Source organism: Stenotrophomonas sp. STK17_22 (assembly GCF_051983905.1).
Classification (GTDB): domain Bacteria; phylum Pseudomonadota; class Gammaproteobacteria; order Xanthomonadales; family Xanthomonadaceae; genus Stenotrophomonas; species Stenotrophomonas maltophilia_A.
The window spans coordinates 4,081,432-4,099,086 of record NZ_CP197010.1; the positions used below are offsets into that span (position 1 = coordinate 4,081,432).

The 17,655-nt window shown below is 67.7% G+C and carries 12 protein-coding genes; 6 read left to right on the forward strand and 6 right to left on the reverse strand.

All coding sequences use genetic code 11. From position 1 onward, the window contains the following. Positions 1–7: 7 nt before the first annotated feature. Positions 8–1,759: an aspartate--tRNA ligase gene (aspS, locus tag ACSYS9_RS19175; RefSeq protein ID WP_071229669.1), complete on the reverse strand. Its 1,752-nt coding sequence runs from the start codon at positions 1,757–1,759 to the stop codon at positions 8–10. Between the two features lie 158 nt (positions 1,760–1,917). Here aspS and ACSYS9_RS19180 point away from each other — a divergent pair, with 158 nt between their 5' ends. After that, entirely contained in the window at positions 1,918–2,661 is a 744-nt protein-coding gene (locus tag ACSYS9_RS19180) for a DUF3011 domain-containing protein (protein ID WP_071229668.1), read from the forward strand. A 133-nt stretch (positions 2,662–2,794) separates the two neighbouring features. On the opposite strand, the gene ACSYS9_RS19185 is transcribed toward ACSYS9_RS19180, so the two are convergent. The 3 genes from ACSYS9_RS19185 to blaL2 all read right to left on the reverse strand — a co-directional run bounded on the left by ACSYS9_RS19185 (position 2,795) and on the right by blaL2 (position 5,703). After that, on the reverse strand, positions 2,795–3,436 hold the full coding sequence (locus tag ACSYS9_RS19185; RefSeq protein WP_049422905.1) for a hypothetical protein: 642 nt from the start codon (positions 3,434–3,436) through the stop codon (positions 2,795–2,797). A gap of 55 nt (positions 3,437–3,491) precedes the next feature. Continuing rightward, positions 3,492–4,706, reverse strand: coding sequence for a cation:proton antiporter (locus tag ACSYS9_RS19190; protein ID WP_032128538.1), 1,215 nt, complete (start codon positions 4,704–4,706; stop codon positions 3,492–3,494). 85 nt (positions 4,707–4,791) lie between these two features. Next, a complete protein-coding gene (gene blaL2 / locus ACSYS9_RS19195) occupies positions 4,792–5,703 on the reverse strand; it encodes a L2 family extended-spectrum class A beta-lactamase (RefSeq protein ID WP_071229667.1) in 912 nt (303 codons plus the stop codon). Between the two features lie 176 nt (positions 5,704–5,879). Between blaL2 and ampR the strand changes: the two genes are divergently transcribed. Continuing rightward, positions 5,880–6,746 carry a LysR family transcriptional regulator AmpR gene (ampR, locus tag ACSYS9_RS19200; RefSeq protein ID WP_071229666.1) on the forward strand — a complete coding sequence of 289 codons (867 nt, stop codon included), beginning with the start codon at positions 5,880–5,882 and terminating at the stop codon, positions 6,744–6,746. A gap of 538 nt (positions 6,747–7,284) precedes the next feature. Here ampR and ACSYS9_RS19205 read toward each other — a convergent pair. Beyond that, on the reverse strand, positions 7,285–9,150 hold the full coding sequence (locus ACSYS9_RS19205) for an ABC-F family ATP-binding cassette domain-containing protein (protein WP_071229665.1): 1,866 nt from the start codon (positions 9,148–9,150) through the stop codon (positions 7,285–7,287). Between the two features lie 336 nt (positions 9,151–9,486). On the opposite strand from ACSYS9_RS19205, the gene ACSYS9_RS19210 reads away from it, so the two are divergent. Together ACSYS9_RS19210 and ybaL are read left to right on the forward strand one after the other, a co-directional pair. Further along, positions 9,487–11,874, forward strand: coding sequence for a TonB-dependent receptor plug domain-containing protein (locus ACSYS9_RS19210; RefSeq protein WP_440568409.1), 2,388 nt, complete (start codon positions 9,487–9,489; stop codon positions 11,872–11,874). 169 nt (positions 11,875–12,043) lie between these two features. Beyond that, positions 12,044–13,741, forward strand: a complete 1,698-nt coding sequence (gene ybaL, locus ACSYS9_RS19215; protein ID WP_071229663.1) for a YbaL family putative K(+) efflux transporter — start codon at positions 12,044–12,046, stop codon at positions 13,739–13,741. A 397-nt stretch (positions 13,742–14,138) separates the two neighbouring features. On the opposite strand, the gene ACSYS9_RS19220 is transcribed toward ybaL, so the two are convergent. Next, on the reverse strand, positions 14,139–15,425 hold the full coding sequence (locus ACSYS9_RS19220; protein WP_071229662.1) for an O-acetylhomoserine aminocarboxypropyltransferase/cysteine synthase family protein: 1,287 nt from the start codon (positions 15,423–15,425) through the stop codon (positions 14,139–14,141). A 181-nt stretch (positions 15,426–15,606) separates the two neighbouring features. On the opposite strand from ACSYS9_RS19220, the gene ACSYS9_RS19225 reads away from it, so the two are divergent. Both ACSYS9_RS19225 and ACSYS9_RS19230 read left to right on the forward strand, forming a co-directional pair. Further along, complete coding sequence (locus ACSYS9_RS19225) at positions 15,607–16,344, forward strand: response regulator transcription factor (protein WP_071229661.1); 738 nt, start codon at positions 15,607–15,609, stop codon at positions 16,342–16,344. Then, positions 16,341–17,630 (forward strand): ATP-binding protein, encoded by a 1,290-nt coding sequence (locus ACSYS9_RS19230; RefSeq protein WP_071229660.1) that lies wholly within the window; start codon positions 16,341–16,343, stop codon positions 17,628–17,630. The genes ACSYS9_RS19225 and ACSYS9_RS19230 overlap by 4 nt, the downstream gene beginning before the upstream one ends. Positions 17,631–17,655: the final 25 nt, after the last annotated feature.

The following is a 17,655-nucleotide window of genomic DNA, read 5'->3' on the forward strand; positions in this document are numbered from 1 at the left end:
CTCCTGATCAGTTGGTCTTGGGGCGAACCTGGATGTGCACTTCGGCCAGCTGCGCGTCGACGATCGGCGACGGCGCGTCGGTCATCAGATCCTGGGCACCGGTGGTCTTCGGGAACGGGATGACGTCGCGGATCGACTCGGTGCCGGCCATCAGCGCGGCGATGCGGTCGATGCCGAAGGCGATGCCACCGTGCGGCGGCGCGCCGTAGTTCAGCGCGTCGAGCAGGAAGCCGAACTTGGCGCGGGCCTCTTCGGCGCCGATGCCGAGCAGTTCGAACACCGCGCTCTGCATGTCCGGACGATGGATACGGATCGAACCGCCGCCGATTTCATTGCCATTGAGCACCATGTCGTAGCCGCGCGAAACGGCGGTACGGGCATTGGCGCGCAGGTCGGCGATGTCGTCCACGGCCGGTGCGGTGAAGGGGTGATGCAGGGCGACGTAGCGCTGTTCTTCCTCGTCCCACTCGAACATCGGGAAGTCGGTGACCCACAGCGGTGCCCAGCCGTCGGCGACCAAGCCGAAGTCCTTGCCGGCCTTCAGGCGCAGCGCGCCCATGAAGTCGGAGACCTTGTTGTAGCCACCGGCGCCGAAGAACACGATGTCACCGTTACCGGCGCCGACATGGGCGACCAGCGCGGCGAAGGATTCCTCGCTGAAGAACTTCTGGATCGGCGAGCTGATCTCGCCGTTGTCGGCGATCTTGATGTAGGCCAGGCCCTTGGCGCCGTACTTGGCGGCATGCGTGGCGTATTCGTCGATCTGCTTGCGCGACAGCGACGCACCGCCCGGGATGCGCAGCGCGGCAACGCGGCCCTCAGCATCATTGGCCGGGCCGGTGAACACCGGGAACTCGCTGTCCTTGACCAGTTCGGCCACGTCCACCAGCTCCAGCGCGATGCGCAGGTCCGGCTTGTCCGAGCCGTAGCGGCGCATGGCCTCGGCCCAGGTCATGCGCGGGAAGCTGGCGTCCAGCTGCACGTCCACCACTTCCTTGAAGATGGCGCGGATCATGTCCTCGACGAAATCCTGCACGTCGCGCTCGCGGACGAAGGCGAATTCCATGTCCAGCTGGGTGAATTCCAGCTGGCGATCGGCACGCAGGGCCTCGTCGCGGAAGCAGCGCGCGATCTGGTAGTAGCGGTCGAAGCCGGCCACCATCAGGATCTGCTTGAACAGCTGCGGGCTCTGCGGCAGGGCGTAGAACTCGCCCGGGTGCATGCGCGCCGGCACCAGGAAGTCGCGCGCGCCTTCCGGGGTGGCCTTGGTCAGGATCGGGGTCTCGATGTCCTGGAAGCCCTTTTCGTCCAGATGGCGGCGCAGGGCCTGCACCAGCTTGATGCGGGTGCGCTGCATGCGCTGCATTTCCGGGCGGCGCAGGTCCAGGTAGCGGTACTTCAGGCGGGTTTCCTCGCCCGGATTCTCGTGGGCGTGGAACGGCAGCGGCGCGGCCTTGTTCAGCACGGTGATGGCGGTGGCGATCACTTCCACCTTGCCGGTGCGCATCTTGTCGTTCACCGCGTGGCGGGCACGCACCACGCCTTCCACCTGCAGCACATCCTCGTAGCCCAGCGACGCGGCCACGGCGAACACGTCGGCGTTGTCGACTTCCACGGTCACCTGCACGATGCCTTCATGATCTCGAAGATCGATGAAGCAGACGCCGCCCTGGTTACGGGCCACGTCGGTCCAGCCGGCGAGGGTGACAGTCTGGCCAATCAGGGTCTCATCGACCAGGCCGCAGAAGTGGGTACGCATGGGGGGAAGCTCCGCTGGAGAACGCCGGCACCGGATGGGGGCCGGAAAGCCTCGTATTCTGCGGCCGAGGCCCCGGCCGGGGCAAATCCGGCCAGTCACACCGGCTTGATCGCCCCCCTCCCTATAGTCGGGCACCTGCCACCGTATGGGATGCCGCCATGAAACCGCTGTCCCTGGCCAGCCTGGCCGTAACCCTCAGCCTGGGTGCCGCGGGCACCCTTGCCCTGCCCGCCCCTTCCGCGCATGCGCAGAGCGGCGTGGTCCGCTGCGAAAGCCAGAACAACCGCGAACGGGTCTGCAACACCGGCTGGCGCAATGCGCAGCTGGTGCGTCAGCTGTCCGGCTCGGACTGCGATGAAGGACGCACCTGGGGCAGCCGTAACGGCAGCATCTGGGTCACCAACGGTTGCCGCGCCGAATTCGTCGAGGCCCACGGTGGCTGGGGCGGCGGCAATGGCGGTGGCTGGGGCGGCAACAACGGCCGGCCTGGCGAGACCATCCGCTGCGAGAGCCAGAACAACCGCGAGCGCAGCTGCCCGGTCGGCTGGCGCAATGCCCGCCTGGTCCGCCAGCTGTCCGGCAGCCCCTGCAACGAAGGGCGTACCTGGGGCGTGCGCAACGGCGCGGTCTGGGTCAGTGGCGGCTGCCGTGCCGAATTCGCCGAAGCCCGCGGCTGGGGCGGTGGTGGCAGTGGCTGGGGCGGCGGCAACAGCAACTACTCAGTTACCTGCAGCAGCAACAACAACCGCTCGCAGACCTGCGACTGGGATGAGCGCCAGGGCCGCCCGGTGCTGCAGCAGCAGCTGTCCGGCAGTGCCTGCCAGGAAGGCCGCAGCTGGGGCTACTCACGTGGCCAGGTGTGGGTGAGCAACGGCTGCCGCGCGCGTTTCGGTACGCGGTAAGCACACGGCCGGATCCCTTGCCGACGGCCAGGGCTCTGGCCCCGGTCTGGTATCCCGCATCCACGCATGGCGTGGATCTACTGAGGGTCCTCCTGGGGTCGGGGCCCTCCGCATGAGGGATCCGACCCTGGGATCACGGGGCGGACGCTTTGTCGTCGCCCCACGGTGCAGGCGGCAGGGCAACCGGTTTGCTCAGGTCGAACTGCACGCGGAAGCGGCGGCCCTCCGGGCGGGTCAGCTCGTAGACAAAGGTCTGGTCGGGATCAATCTCCATCGCCCAGGTGTTGTGCGTGGAGGCCAGCATGTCGGCGCGGCGGAACATCGCCACCGAATCGGCGTCGGCGGGGAACTGCTGGCGCTCGGCGGTGCCCGGCGGCGTGCTGTCGCCACCGTAGAGGGTGATCGCGTCGGGGCTGCCGTCTTCGTGGCGATGGTCGTGCTTCAGGCGCAGGCCGGTTTCCGTACGGGTCAGCACCCAGGTCCGCGAGTGGTCATCGCCGACATGGAACGGGATGCGCAGCTCGTGCGCCGGATCGGCACAGCCGCGCACATGCATGACCAGGCGCTGCCCGGCGAACGGATCCTTGCCGGTCGGTGCCGGCGTGTCCTCCACCACCTTGCCGGCGTAAGCCTGGCCGCAATGCGCGGCGATGGCGGCCATGAAGGCATCGGCCGGTGCGGTCGCCAGATCATGGGCGACCGTATCGGAGCGCTGCGAACACGCAGCAAGGCTGAGCAGGAGGGCGGAAGCGGTGACAACGGCAGGCAGTTTCATGCCCCAACCCTAACGGCCATGGCCGAAGTGCGCAAACCGCACGCGCAGCATCCGCTCAGCGATCGACTGCAGATGCCGCTGGCAGGGTTTCGGTGGCCGCCACCGGCGCGGCTTCGCCTTCACCCGCAGGTTCCTGTTCAACCGGATCGACATCGAACGGCGTGCGGAACACCAGCGACGGCAACAGCGTGGTCAGTGCGGCATACAGCAGCAGCGCGCCGAACAGCACCGCCGGAATCTGGAAACGCTCGCGCATGATCGCCGCCAGCACCAGGGTGAAAATCAGCGTCGGGGCCAACGCCAGCGAGACCCGCAGGCTGCTGCGGAAGCTCTCGCCGAACATCACCCGACGCTGCAGCCAGACCACGCCGATGCGCAGCGGCAGCACCACCAGGGTGATCACGATGCCCAGCCCCAGCGCCTCAAAGCTCAGTGCTTCGCTGGGCACCTTGGTGCCGGCGTTGAAGAAGTAGAACGGCACGAAGAACGAGGCGAACAGGCGCAGCGCATGCAGGTTCTCGTGCGAGGCCAGCAGCGGCATGCGCTGGTGCAGCAGGCGCGCGACCAGGCCGGCGATGAACGCACCGACCAGGTAATACACACCCAGCAGATAGGTGATGTACGCCGCGACCATGCCGACCATGACCAGCAGCGAGAACTCCGAGCCCGGCGCGTGCGGCGCCACCCAGCGGCCCAGCGCGATGAACAGCAGCGGCAGGCCGACCATCATCGCCAGCAGGGCCAGGCTGGACAGCGCCATGTGCCCCGGATCACCGGCCTGCAGCACGATGAACAACGCCGCCAGCGCCAGCAGTTCACCGGCAATGGCCTTGCTGGTCACCCAGAACCGCTCGTCTTCGCTCAGGCCCAGCCGCGACAGCGAATCCATGATGAAGCCGGTGGACGGCGTCAACAGCGCCAGCGCCAGCAGGCCGGCGGCCTGCCACGGCAGCCCCGCGTAGCGCCAGGCCAGCCAGCCCACACCGAACAGCGTGCCGGTACGGATCACCAGATGCGCCAGCAGCGGCCACATGCCACGGCGCAGCGCCTGCAGATCCACTTCCAGGCCGGCGAACAGGAACAGCGAGGAAATGCCCAGCGTGGCCAACAGACCGATCACCGCGTCGTGCGCCTGGTCGCCCAGCCAGAGCATGCCGATGATGCCGAACAGCAGGCAGGTCAGCGGCGCGGGCAGGCTGAAACGCTGCAGCGCGCGCGGGATCACCAGCAGCGCAAAGATCAGCAGCAGGTAGATCAGTTCATGGCTCATGGGGGACTTCCGTGTGATTCGAACGCGCGCAGGATGCGCGCGCCGAACCGATCCGGCAAGCCACTTCTGAATGACCCCGGTTACCTCAACCGATCAGCCGATCGGCGATGCGGCCTACCTGCGCCAGCACCGTGGCACGCTGTTCGTTGCTGATCGCACCCGCCTGCAGGTAGGCGGTCAGCACCCAGGGCGTGCCGCCGGCCAGCGGCCACAACACGGCGATGTCGTTGCGCGCGTCCTCGCCGTTGCTGCCGGTCTTGTCACCGACGCGCCAGCGCTTGCCCAGGCCCGCGCGCAGGCAGGCGTCGCCGGTTTCGTTGTCGATCAGCCAATCGGCCAGCTGCTGCCGCGACGCCGGCTGCAGCACCTCGCCCAGCACCACGCGCTGCAGGGTCGCAGCCATCGCCGCCGGCGTGGTGGTGTCGCGCGGATCGCCCTTGGCAAAGCTGTTCAGCTCCGGCTCCAGGCGATCACTGCGGCTCACCGCATCACCGCTCGCGCGCAGGAACGCAGTCACCGCGGGCGGGCCACCGACCACGCCGAACAGCAGGTTGGCGGCAGTGTTGTCGCTGGTGATGATCGTGGCACGGCACAGATCGCGCACGGTCATGTCCTTGCCGGCGTGGCGACGGGTGACCGGCGCGTGCGAGAGCAGGTCGGCATCGCGCACCGGCACGCGCGTGTCCAGCAACGCGGGCCTGCGCTCGGCCTGGCTGAGCACGGTGGCGGCCAGCACGCTCTTGAACGTGCTGCACATCGGGAAACGCTCGTCCTGGCGATGACCGATGCGGCGGCCGCTGGCGGTATCCAGCAGGGTCACGCCGAGGCGGCCGGCACAGGCCTTTTCCAGCGCGGCGAAGTCGGTGGCGGCGGTGAGGGCGGCATCGGTCGGTGCACTGGCGGTGGTCTTGCCCGCCGCACGTGCCAGCAACGGCAGGGCAAGCGAGGAAGCAACAGCGGCACCACTGAACTGCAGGAATCGGCGACGGGCGAGCATGCGGGGTTCTCCTGGGGACCGCCCGATTATTGAAGCCTCGCACGCAGGCGACCAGCGCGAAAAATCAGCGGAAGGCATTAGCTGGATTAATGCCTGTCGCAATCAACCCTTTAATTCTTCTGAACTGGCTACTGGGAAGGTAGGATCAGCCATCACCCTGGCTCACGACTACTCTGATGCTGCACCCTACCCTGCCGCTGAACGCCCTGCGTGCCTTCGAGGCGGCCGCACGCCACCAGAACTTCACCCGTGCCGCGCTGGAGCTGTGCGTCAGCCAGGCCGCGCTGAGCCACCAGATCCGCGGGCTGGAGGACCGGCTCGGCATCCGCCTGTTCCATCGCCTACCGCGCGGCGTGGCGCTCACCGAGGAGGGCGCGGCGCTGTATCCGGTGCTCAACGAATCATTCGAGCGTATCTCGGCCAGCATCGCGCGCTACACCGGTGGCCCGGCCCGTGAAGTACTGACGCTGGGCGTGGTCGGCACCTTCGCCACCGGTTGGCTGCTGCCACGGCTGGCTGCGTTCGAGGCCGCGCACCCGGACATCGAGCTGCGACTGCAGACCCACAACAATCGCATCGATCTGGCCGGCGAGGGCCTGGACCTGGCGATCCGCTTCGGTGATGGCGACTGGCAGGGCCAGGCGTGCACGGCGATCCTCGACGCGCCGTTTGCACCGCTGTGCGCACCGGCGCTGGCGCGGCGGCTGAAACAGCCACGCGACCTGGGCACGCTGCCGCTGCTTCGTTCCTACCGCAGCGACGAATGGCCGCGCTGGCTGCAGGCGGCCGGGGTCAGCGGCGTGGAAGCGCGCGGGCCGGTATTCGATTCCTCGTTGACGGTCGCGATGGCCGCGGTCGGTGGTGCCGGCGTGGCGCTGCTGCCATTGCGCATGTTCGAGCAGGAGTTGGCTGAAGGCCGTTTGCTGCAGCCGTTCAGCACCACGCTGGAGCTGGGGCGCTACTGGCTGACGCGGTTGCGATCGCGTGCCGAACGTGAGCCGGCCAGGCGCTTCCGCGAATGGCTGCAGGCACAGGGCGCGTAGGTAGTGCCGGCCGCTGGCCGGCAACCCCTTGATCGTCGTGGGCGCATCGCGCTGCCGGCCAGCGGCCGGCACTACCGATCAGGACTCCAGCAGTTCCATCCACGCTGCCTCAGCTTTTTCCAGCTGGGCGGCAGCGGTTTCGCGGTCACGGCCGATCACCGCCATGCTCGCGTGCCGAGCGTGAGCCGGCGAAGCGGTTCCGCGAATGGCTGCAGGCACAGGGCGCGTAGGTAGTGCCGGCCGCTGGCCGGCAACCCCTTGATCGTCGTGGGCGCATCGCGCTGCCGGCCAGCGGCCGGCACTACCGGTCAGGACTCCAGCAGTTCCATCCACGCTGCCTCAGCTTTTTTCAGCTGGGCGGCAGCGGTTTCGCGGTCACGGCCGATCACCGCCATGCTCGCGTGCCGAGCGTGAACCGGCGAAGCGGTTCCGCGAATGGCTGCAGGCACAGGGCGCGTAGGTAGTGCCGGCCGCTGGCCGGCAACCCCTTGATCGTTGTGGGCGCATCGCGCTGCCGGCCAGCGGCCGGCACTACCGGTCAGGACTCCAGCAGCTCCATCCACGCTGCCTCGGCTTTTTCCAGCTGGGCGGCAGCGGTTTCGCGGTCACGGCCGATCACCGCCATGCGGGTGGCATCGGCGTAGTTGGCCGGGTCGGCCAGCTGGCGGTCCAGCTCGGCCAGGGCGCTTTCCAGCTCGGCCACCTTGGCTTCGGCGGCGGCCAGCTTGTGCGGGTTCACCGGCTTCTTCTGCACCACCTGAGCCACCGGCGCGGTCTTGACCACCACCGGCTCTTCCACCTGTTCCATGCGCGCCTTGGTGCCCTGCGCCTGCGGACGGGTGCGCAGCCAGGCCGCGTAGGCGTCGAGGTCGCCGTCGAACGGCTCGACCACGCCATCGGCCACGCGCCAGTAGGTATCGCAGACCAGGCCGATCAGATGGCGGTCATGCGAGACCATCACGATCGCGCCTTCGAAGGTGGCCAGTGCTTCGGCCAGCGCTTCGCGCATTTCCAGGTCAAGGTGGTTGGTCGGTTCGTCCAGCAGCAGCACGTTCGGCTGCTGCCAGGCGATCAGCGCCAGCGCCAGGCGTGCGCGCTCGCCACCGGAGAAGCCATCGACCGGCTCGAACGCGCGGTCACCCGGGAAGTTCCACTTGCCGAGGAAGTCGCGGAACGACTGGTTCGGTGCGTCCGGGGCGATCTCGCGGAAGTGCTCCATCGGCGACTGGCCTTCGTGCAGCGACTCCACCGTGTGCTGGGCGAAGTAGCCGATCTTCAGGTCAGGGTGCGCCATGCGCTCGCCGACGATCGGCGCCAGCTCGCCCACCAGGGTCTTCACCAGGGTGGTCTTACCGGCACCGTTGGGGCCGAGCAGGCCGATGCGCTGGCCCGCTTCCAGGCCGAAGCCGACGTTGTGCAGGATCACCGCGTCCTTGCCGTAGCCGGCCTCGACGTGGTTCAGGCGGATCAGCGAGAACGGCAGCTTGGCCGGCGGCGCGAACTCGATGCGGAATTCGCGCTCGGCACGCACGGCTTCGGTGCCGGCCAGCTTGGCCAGGCGCTTCATGCGGCTCTGCGCCTGCGCGGCCTTGCTGGCCTGCGCCTTGAAGCGGTCGATGAAGCTCTGCAGGTGGGCACGCTCGGCCTGTTCCTTCTCGTGCGCGATCTGCTGCTGGCGCAGCTGTTCGGCGCGCTGGCGCTCGAAATCGGTATAACCGCCCGGGTAGAGCTTGGCGCCGCCGCCGTGCAGGTGCAGGGTGTGGGTGGCCACGTTGTCGAGAAACTCGCGGTCATGCGAGATCAACAGCAGGGTGCCGGGGTACTTCAGCAGCCACTGCTCCAGCCAGTACACCGCGTCCAGGTCCAGGTGGTTGGTCGGTTCGTCCAGCAGCAGCAGGTCACTGGGCATCATCAACGCGCGGGCCAGGTTCAGGCGCACGCGCCAGCCGCCGGAGAACGAGGACACCGCGCGGTGGTGGGTCTCGGCCGGGAAACCGAGGCCGTGCAGCAGCTTGCCGGCGCGCGCTTCGGCGTCGTAGGCCCCCATCTCGGCCATCTTCGTGTGCGCGTTGGCCACCGCCTCCCAGTCTTCGCGCGCGGTTGCTTCAGCCTCTTCAGCCAGTACCGCAGCCACTTCGGTATCACCGCCCAGCACGAAGCTCAGCGCCGGGTCGGGCAGCGACGGGGTTTCCTGCGCGACGCTGGCGATGCGCACCTTGCCGGGCAGATCGACATCGCCCTTGTCCGCCTCCAGCTCGCCCTTCACCGCCGCGAACAGGCTGGACTTGCCAGCACCGTTGCGGCCGACCACACCCACCCGGTAACCGGCGTGCAGGGTCAGGTCGACATTGGACAACAGCAGCCGCTCGCCGCGGCGCAAGGCGAAATTACGAAGGGAAATCATCGGGGGAGGCGTCCATATAACCAGATGGAATGTGCTGGTGAGCACTGTTCCTGCGACGCAATTCTAGCGTTAACGAATACTTGACGCGTCCCGGGATGCGCGGCGGCCGGCGTTCCTCTCTCCCACGTCCTTGCCGCGCGCGTCCCGGGCTCCCTCCCCCGCCAGTGCCGATCCGGGCTAAATGGTTGCTGCTGCAACGTTTTTTCCGATGACTGGCATTTGACACGCACTGAATATCCCGTTAATTCCTGCTTTGCGCACCGCAACAACCGCCGTCCGCCTCACCCCCGTGATGTCGATTCCGGTGCCGCCCCCGCCAACCGGAGCTCCGTCCCGATGACCCGCAAGACCAGCCTGATCGCCGCCGCCGTCGCTGTCGCACTCGGTGGCTCTCCGTTCGTTGCCGCTGCCCAGCAGGCCGGCACCGCCGCCAACACCCTGGACACGGTGATCGTCACCGGCACCCGCGTGGCCGACCGCACGGTGGCCGAATCGCAGTCGCCGATCGACATCATCACCCCCGAAGCCCTGCAGTCCACCGGCACCAGCGAGCTGGCCACCGCGCTGTCGCGCGCCCTGCCCTCGCTGAACTTCCCGCGCCCTGCCCTGACCGATGGCACCAGCGGCGTGCGCCCGGCGCAGCTGCGCGGCCTGTCACCGGACCAGGTGCTGGTGCTGGTCGACGGCAAGCGCCGCCACACCTCGGCGATGATCAACGTCAACGGCAGCATCGGCCGTGGTTCGTCGGCAGTGGACATCAATGCGATCCCGATCGCCGCCATCGAACGCGTGGAAGTGCTGCGCGACGGTGCGTCGGCGCAGTACGGTTCGGACGCCATCGCCGGCGTCATCAACATCGTGCTCAAGGGCAGCGGCAGTGGCGGCAGCCTGGCGGTGGACTACGGCCAGTACTCGGCCGGTGACGGCAACAAGTACCAGCTCTCCGGCGATACCGGCGTCGAGTTCGGCAACGGCCGTGGCCGCGTGCACGTGGCCGGCCAGATCAGCCAGCAGGACGAAAGCAACCGCGCCGGCCCGTACCGCGGCACCACCCCGAACACCGGCAACTTCCCGAGCATCGGCCAGAAGACCTTCATCGTCGGCGACCCGCGCGTGGATGCGACTGCGGCTTCGGTCAACGCCAGCTTCGATTTCAGCGACCGCGTGACCGGCTACGCCAGCGCGCTGCTCAGCAACCGCGACATCACCTCGTTCGCGTTCTACCGCTCGCGCAACCACAGCGGGCAGAGCGCGCTGCTGGCGCAGACCTACCCGGACGGCTTCGTGCCGGAGATCAACCAGTACTCCAAGGACCGCTCGCTGGTGGCCGGGGTCAAGGGCAACACCGACAGCGGCTGGACCTGGGACCTGAGCCTGAACCACGGCGAGAACACCCTCGACTTCCACACCCGCAACAGCATCAACTACAGCCTGGGTGCGACCAGCCCGCGCTCGTTCTACGACGGCACGCTGAAGTACCAGCAGGACATCTTCAATGCCGACCTGACCAAGTCGCTGGACTGGGGCCTGGCCTACCCGGTCACGCTGTCCTTCGGTGGTGAATACCGCAAGGAGAAGTGGGACCAGAAGCCGGGCGAGCTGAACTCGTACACCGGCAGTGGCGCGCAGGGCTTCGGTGGCTTCACCCCCACCAATGAAGTGCATGCCGACCGCCACAACTACGCGGTCTATGCGGGTCTGGAAGCGGACCTGACCGAGAAGTTCTCGGCCGGCATCACCGGCCGCTACGAGGATTACTCGGACTTCGGCGACCGCTTCTCCGGCAAGCTGTCGGCGCGCTACGCGTTCACCGACAAGGTTGCGCTGCGGGCCACCGCGTCCAGCGGCTTCCGTGCGCCGTCGCTGGCGCAGCAGGGCTACCAGGCGGTCACCAGCCAGTTCCTCAACGGCGTGTTCGTCGAGCGCGGCACCTTCCCCACCACCAGCCCGGCTGCGCAGGCGCTGGGCGCCTCGCCGCTGAAGGCCGAGACCTCCACCTCCTACAGCCTGGGCCTGGTGCTGCAGCCGGTCGACCGCCTGTACATCACCGTCGACGCCTACCAGATCGACATCGATGACCGCATCGCATTGTCGTCCAGCATCACCACCAACGCCGCCACCAGTGCGCTGCTGGGCACGCTGGGCCTGCCGCAGGTGACCGCGTTCTCGTACTTCACCAACGGCCTGGATACGCGCACCCGCGGTGTCGATTTCGTGTCCAGCTGCACGGTGCCCTTCAGCGCCAGCAGCCTGGAACTGACCGCCGCGTACAGCTACAACGACACCGAAGTGCGCCGCGTCGGCGGCACCCCGGCGGTGTTCGGCACGCTGGGCCTGACCCAGTCGCTGATCGGCCGCGATGAGATCGGCCGCATCGAGGACAGCTATCCGCGCGACAAGGCGATCCTGAGCGGCACCTGGCGTTCGGACCACTGGGAACTGGGCCTGGCCGCGACCCGCTACGGCAAATTCACCGTGCGCAACTCGGCCACCGCACTGCGCGACCAGACCTATGGCGACGCCTGGGTGGTGGATGCCTCGGCCAGCTACAAGCCGAGCAGCAACTGGACCCTGACCGTGGGCGCCGACAACCTGCTGGACAAGTACCCGGACCGCACAGAAGACCTGCAGAACTCCACCTTCGGCATGCTGCCGTACAGCAACTACTCGCCGTTCGGCTTCAACGGCGCGTACGTGTACGGCCGGGTCAAGTACACCTGGTAAGTGCTGGCGGGCGCCTCTCTGGTAGTGCCGGCCGCTGGCCGGCAACTCCCTGGTGGGGTCAGATCCTTTTTCCTGCGGGAGAGGGATCTGACCCCATTCGCATTTAAGGTTTGCCGTATCTGGCGTCATCGGTGAAAATCGGGATACCCCCGTTTTTCTGCGAGTGCCGATGCACCATGACACCGACCTGATCAACATCGTTGCCGTTGGCCTGGGGCTCGCCTTCATCTTCGGCGCGCTGGCCAACAAGCTCCGCTTGTCTCCCCTGGTCGGTTACCTGGTTGCTGGCATCTGCGTAGGCCCGTTCACCCCCGGCTTCGTCGCCGACCAGGCGCTGGCCAACCAGCTGGCCGAGCTGGGCGTGATGCTGCTGATGTTCGGCGTCGGCCTGCACTTCTCGCTGAAGGACCTGATGGCGGTCAAGGCCATCGCCATCCCCGGTGCCATCGGCCAGATCGCGGTCGCTACCCTGCTCGGCTGGGGCGTGGCCTCGCTGATGGGCTGGCCAGCCCTGCATGGCGTCATCTTCGGTTTCTCGCTGGCCACCGCCAGTACCGTGGTGCTGTTGCGGGCGATGGAGGAGCGCCGCCTGCTGGAAACCATGCGCGGCAAGATCGCGGTCGGCTGGCTGATCGTGGAAGACCTGGCCTGTGTGCTGGCGCTGGTGATGATGCCGGTGATGGCCGGTGTGTTCGGCCCCGATGCGGCCAAGGAATCGCACTCGCTGGGCAGCGTGCTGGCCGACATCGGCTGGACCTTCGTGCAGCTGGGCCTGTTCGTGGCGGTGATGCTGGTGGTCGGGCGCCGGGTCATCCCGTGGATCCTCGAACGCATCGCCGGCACCGGTTCGCGCGAACTGTTCACCCTCTCGGTGCTGGCGATCGCGCTGGGCGTGGCGTTCGGCTCGGCGATGCTGTTCGGCGTCTCGTTCGCGCTGGGCGCGTTCTTCGCCGGCATGCTGCTCAACGAATCGGAGCTGAGCCACAAGGCCGCGCATGATTCGCTGCCGCTGCGCGATGCGTTCGCGGTGCTGTTCTTTGTTTCGGTCGGCATGCTGTTCGACCCCAACATCCTCGTCCAGCACCCGTGGCAGGTGCTGGCCACGGTGCTGATCATCATGTTCGGCAAGTCGGCCGCCGCGTTCTTCATCGTGCGTGCGTTCGGCCACCCGACCAGCACCGCGCTGACCATCTCGGCCAGCCTGGCGCAGATCGGCGAGTTCGCCTTCATCATCGCCGGCCTCGGCGTCGCCCTGCAGATCCTGCCGAAGGAAGGCCAGTCGCTGGTGCTGGCCGGTGCGCTGGTGTCGATCATGCTCAACCCGCTGGTGTTCGGGCTGCTTGACCGTTGGCAGGCCAAGCAGGAGCAGTCGCCCCAGGCCGCCGAGCCGGAAGAGGCCACCGGTCCCTCGCGTGACCTGCGTGACCATGCCATCGTCATTGGTTACGGCCGGGTCGGCAGCGAGCTGGCGCAGGTGCTGCGCGATCGTGGCGTGCCGGTGCTGGTGATCGATGACAACAAGGAGCACGTCGAACAGGCGCACGCCAAGGGCCTGGCGGCGATCCGTGGTAGTGCTGCTGCCGACCGCGTGCTGGCCGAAGCGCATCCGGAACGCGCGAAGATTGCGGTGCTGGCGATTCCTCAGCCGCTGGAAGCCGGTGAGGCGCTGGCCAAGCTGCGTGCGATCAATCCGGATCTGACCCTGCTGGCGCGAGCACACAGCGATGCAGAGGTGAAGCATCTGTTGGAGCACGGTGCGGATGGCACGGTGATGGCCGAGCGTGAGCTGGCGTACTCGCTGGCCGAGATGGTGATGGCCACGCCGCCGTATCGCGGGCTGGGACAGCACAGTATTCCGGTGGTGTGAGGAGTGTGGGTGCGGCAGGGCTTGCAGCCCTGCACCTGCTGAAGCAACGGCAACGACAAAAGCAAAAGCTGGCATTCCGTGGGATGGCGGGGTGGGTCCGGTTGCAGGGGACGCCGTGAATCCGTCCATGGAGGCTCGGTCGCGCCATCCATGGCGCTCACGCCCCTGCAACCGGGCCCACCCTGCCTTCGACAATTTCCTGCGGCTGTTGGTAGGTGTCGACCTTGGTCGACACGGCGGTGCATCTGACCCCGGAAACAAAAAAATCCCCGGTCGACCCGCATCGACCGGGGATCTGGATCGCCACGTTGCCATGCCTTGGAGAGGCAGTTCCACCGTAGCGCATCGCGGTGCCGGTGGTGATCGCCTGTGGCGATGACGACCAAGCGTGCGGCTATCAGGCGCCAGCCAGGGCCTGCTCCAGGTCGGCACGCAGGTCGCCGATATGCTCGATGCCGATCGACAGCCGCACGGTGTCTTCGCTGACACCGGCCTTGGCCAGTTCGGCGGCGTCCAGCTGGCGATGGGTGGTCGAGGCGGGATGGGTGGCCAATGACTTCGCGTCGCCCAGGTTGACCAGGCGGGTGAACAGCTTCAGTGCATCGAGGAAGCGTGCGCCGGCTTCACGGCCGCCCGGCAGGCCGAAGGTCAGTACGCCCGAGCCGTGCCCGCCCAGGTAGCGCTGCGCGGCGGCATGCTCGGGGTCGTCGGCCAGCCCGGCATAGCGCACCCACGCCACCTTAGCGTGCGACTTCAGGAACTGCGCGACGGCCAGTGCGTTGGCGTTGATGCGTTCCATGCGCAGGGCCAGGGTCTCGATGCCCTGCAGGATCAGGAACGCATTGAACGGCGACAACGCAGCGCCGGTATTGCGCAGCGGCACCACCCGCGCGCGGCCGATGTAGGCCGCTGGCCCCAGGGCTTCGGTATAGACCACGCCGTGATAGCTGGGGTCGGGCTGGTTGAGCCGTGCGAAGCGCTGGGGTTGTGCAGCCCAGTCGAAGCGGCCGGAATCGACGATCGCGCCGCCGAGGCTGTTGCCGTGGCCGCCGAGGTACTTGGTCAGCGAATGCACCACGATGTCGGCGCCGTGCTCGAACGGGCGCAGCAGGAACGGCGTGGCCACGGTGTTGTCGACAATCACCGGCACGCCGGCGGCATGCGCGACCTCGGCAATCGCCGCGATGTCGGTGACGTTGCCACGCGGGTTACCGATCGATTCGACGAACACCGCCTTGGTGCGTTCATCGATCAGCGCGGCGAAGGCGGACGGATCGGCCGGGTCGGCGAAGCGCGCCTGGAGGCCGTACTGCGGCAGCGTGTGCGCCAGCAGGTTGAGGCTGCCGCCATACAGCGCACTGGAGGCAACGATGTTGTCACCGGCCTCGGCGATGGTCTGGATGGCATAGGTGATCGCCGCCTGCCCCGAGGCCAGTGCCAGCGCGCCGATGCCACCCTCCAGTGCGGCCAGGCGCTGCTCCAGCACGTCGGTAGTGGGGTTCATGATGCGGGTGTAGATGTTGCCGGGCACCTTCAGGTCGAACAGATCGGCGCCGTGCTGGGTGTCATCGAAGGCATACGCCACCGTCTGGTAGATCGGCACCGCCACCGCGCGGGTGGTCGGATCGGGACGGTAGCCGCCATGCACGGCCAGGGTTTCCAGTTGCCACTGCGGGTCGCTCATTGCGCCAGGCTCCATCCGGGGAAACCGCCACCATAGGCCAGCCAGAACCACGCGCTGAAAGCTGCTGGCGATGACGCCAGTACCACCGGTTATCAGGTTGGCCGCGATTCAGGCAGCCGTCATGGGCCGTTGCTAGGCTTCGCCGCCGGGCGCTCCTGCCCGGGCACGGAGGCCCAAGCGCATGCAGTCATCCCCCTGGACACCCGCCGCCAGCGGCTCGCCGACCTCGGTGCTGCTGGTGGAGGACGACCGCCGCCTGGCCGAGCTGGTCAGTGACTACCTTCACGAACACGGCTTCGCCGTGCAGCATGTGGCCCGTGGCGACCTCGCCGGTGCGGCCTGCCGGCAGCACGCGCCGGAACTGGTAGTGCTGGACCTGATGCTGCCCGGCCTTGGCGGCATCGATGTGTGCCGGCAGATCCGCAGCTTCTCCGATGTGCCGATCCTGATGCTGACGGCCTGCGAGGACGACATCGAACAGGTGCTCGGCCTGGAATCGGGCGCCGACGACTATGTGCACAAGCCGATCGAGCCGCGCCTGCTGCTGGCCCGCCTGCGCGCCCTGCTGCGCCGCCGCCATGGCAGCAGCAACACCGGCAGCCCCTGCCGCCTCATGCACGGCGAGCTGCTGATCGACCGCATGCAGCGCGAGGTGCATCTGCACGGCCAGCCGGTGGACATGGGCACCACCGAATTCGAGATCCTGTGGCTGCTGGCCAGCCAGCCGGGGCAGATTCTCTCGCGTGACCAGATCCTGCAGGCGGTGCGCGGCATCGGCTTCGACGGGCTGGACCGCAGTGTCGATGTCAGCATCGGCAAGCTTCGCCGCAAGCTGGGCGATGACGCGCGCGAACCGCGGCGGATCAAGACGGTGTGGGGCCGCGGCTACCAGTTCAATCCCTCGTCCTGGTCGGCATGAAGCGGCTGTTCCTGTGGTTGTGGTTTATCACGGGTGCCTGCTTCCTGGTGTCGGTGTTCTTCCTCAACCACATCCTGGACGGCATCTACACGCCCGTGCAGGATCGCGTCTTCGTCCAGCAGGTGCGTGGTCAGGTGTACGCCCTGCGCAGTGGCCTGGCCGGCCTGGATGCCGACCAGCAGCGTGAGCGCCTGCAGCAGTGGCAGCCACACTACGGCATCGCCCTGACCCTGCTCGACAAACCTCCCGCACTCGACGCGCAGGAACAGGTGGCCGTGAAGGCCGATGGTTTCATCGTGCGCGATCAATACCAGCAGGTCCTGCTGCCCATCGAGGGCAGCGATGGCCGCTGGCTGCACCTGCGCCTGCCTGGCGCGGTGCAGATGACGACGTACATGACCATCGCCGCCTACCTCAGCATCCTGCTGCTGGTGGGCGCCAGCCTGTACGCGTGGGTGCGCCTGCTCTGGCGCGACCTGGAAGCGCTGCGCCGGCATGCCGACCGCATCGGTTCGGGCGATCTGCAGGCACGTGCCCAGGTCTCGCCACGCTCGCAGATCCGGGTCATCGTCGACCACTCCAACCGCATGGCGGCACGCGTGGCCGAACTGGTGCAGCGCCAGCGCGACCTCACCCATGCCATATCGCACGAACTGCGCACGCCCATCGCGCGCGTGGCCTTCGGCCTGGACCTGATGCAGGACAGCGACGATCACGAACGCCGTACACGGCTGGCACAGGGGCTGCACGGCGACCTGGCCGAACTCAACCGGCTGGTCAGCGAACTGCTGGCCTATGAGCGTCTGGAGCATCCCGGCGAAGGCGAGCCGATGCAGCGCATTGAAGCCAACGACTGGCTGCAGGCCTGCCTGGCCGATGCACGCCGTGATGCCGAACGAGCCGGCGTGGTCCTGCGCGTGCAGCCCAGTGCGTTGCCGCGGGTGGATGCCGAACCGCGGCTGCTGCAGCTGGCGCTGAGCAATCTGGTAGGCAATGCGCTGCGCCACGCGCGTTCGCAGGTGGAAGTGTCGCTGGTCGGTGTCGGCGGCCGCGCGTGCCTGCGCGTGGATGACGACGGCCCGGGCATCGCCGAGGCCGACCACGAAAAAGTGATGCGCCCGTTCACCCGCCTGGATGACAGCCGCAGCCGCGATACCGGCGGCTTCGGGCTGGGCCTGGCCATCGTCAACCGCATTGCAGCCCGCCACGGTGGCGAGCTGCGCATCAGCCGCGCCACGCTGGGTGGCGCGCGCCTGGAAATGCACTGGCCGCTGGCTGCCAGCTGAACGCCCACGGGCACCATTACAGTTG

What these genes read in the sequence shown, in the direction of transcription:
- ACSYS9_RS19230 (WP_071229660.1), top strand. Translation starts at nt 16,341, where the DNA reads ATGAAGCGGCTGTTCCTGTGGTTGTGGTTTATCACGGGTGCCTGCTTC.
- ampR (WP_071229666.1), top strand. Translation starts at nt 5,880, where the DNA reads ATGCTGCACCCTACCCTGCCGCTGAACGCCCTGCGTGCCTTCGAGGCG.
- ybaL (WP_071229663.1), top strand. Translation starts at nt 12,044, where the DNA reads ATGCACCATGACACCGACCTGATCAACATCGTTGCCGTTGGCCTGGGG.
- ACSYS9_RS19190 (WP_032128538.1), bottom strand. Translation starts at nt 4,706, where the DNA reads ATGAGCCATGAACTGATCTACCTGCTGCTGATCTTTGCGCTGCTGGTG.
- ACSYS9_RS19220 (WP_071229662.1), bottom strand. Translation starts at nt 15,425, where the DNA reads ATGAGCGACCCGCAGTGGCAACTGGAAACCCTGGCCGTGCATGGCGGC.
- blaL2 (WP_071229667.1), bottom strand. Translation starts at nt 5,703, where the DNA reads ATGCTCGCCCGTCGCCGATTCCTGCAGTTCAGTGGTGCCGCTGTTGCT.
- ACSYS9_RS19180 (WP_071229668.1), top strand. Translation starts at nt 1,918, where the DNA reads ATGAAACCGCTGTCCCTGGCCAGCCTGGCCGTAACCCTCAGCCTGGGT.
- aspS (WP_071229669.1), bottom strand. Translation starts at nt 1,759, where the DNA reads ATGCGTACCCACTTCTGCGGCCTGGTCGATGAGACCCTGATTGGCCAG.
- ACSYS9_RS19185 (WP_049422905.1), bottom strand. Translation starts at nt 3,436, where the DNA reads ATGAAACTGCCTGCCGTTGTCACCGCTTCCGCCCTCCTGCTCAGCCTT.
- ACSYS9_RS19225 (WP_071229661.1), top strand. Translation starts at nt 15,607, where the DNA reads ATGCAGTCATCCCCCTGGACACCCGCCGCCAGCGGCTCGCCGACCTCG.
- ACSYS9_RS19210 (WP_440568409.1), top strand. Translation starts at nt 9,487, where the DNA reads ATGACCCGCAAGACCAGCCTGATCGCCGCCGCCGTCGCTGTCGCACTC.
- ACSYS9_RS19205 (WP_071229665.1), bottom strand. Translation starts at nt 9,150, where the DNA reads ATGATTTCCCTTCGTAATTTCGCCTTGCGCCGCGGCGAGCGGCTGCTG.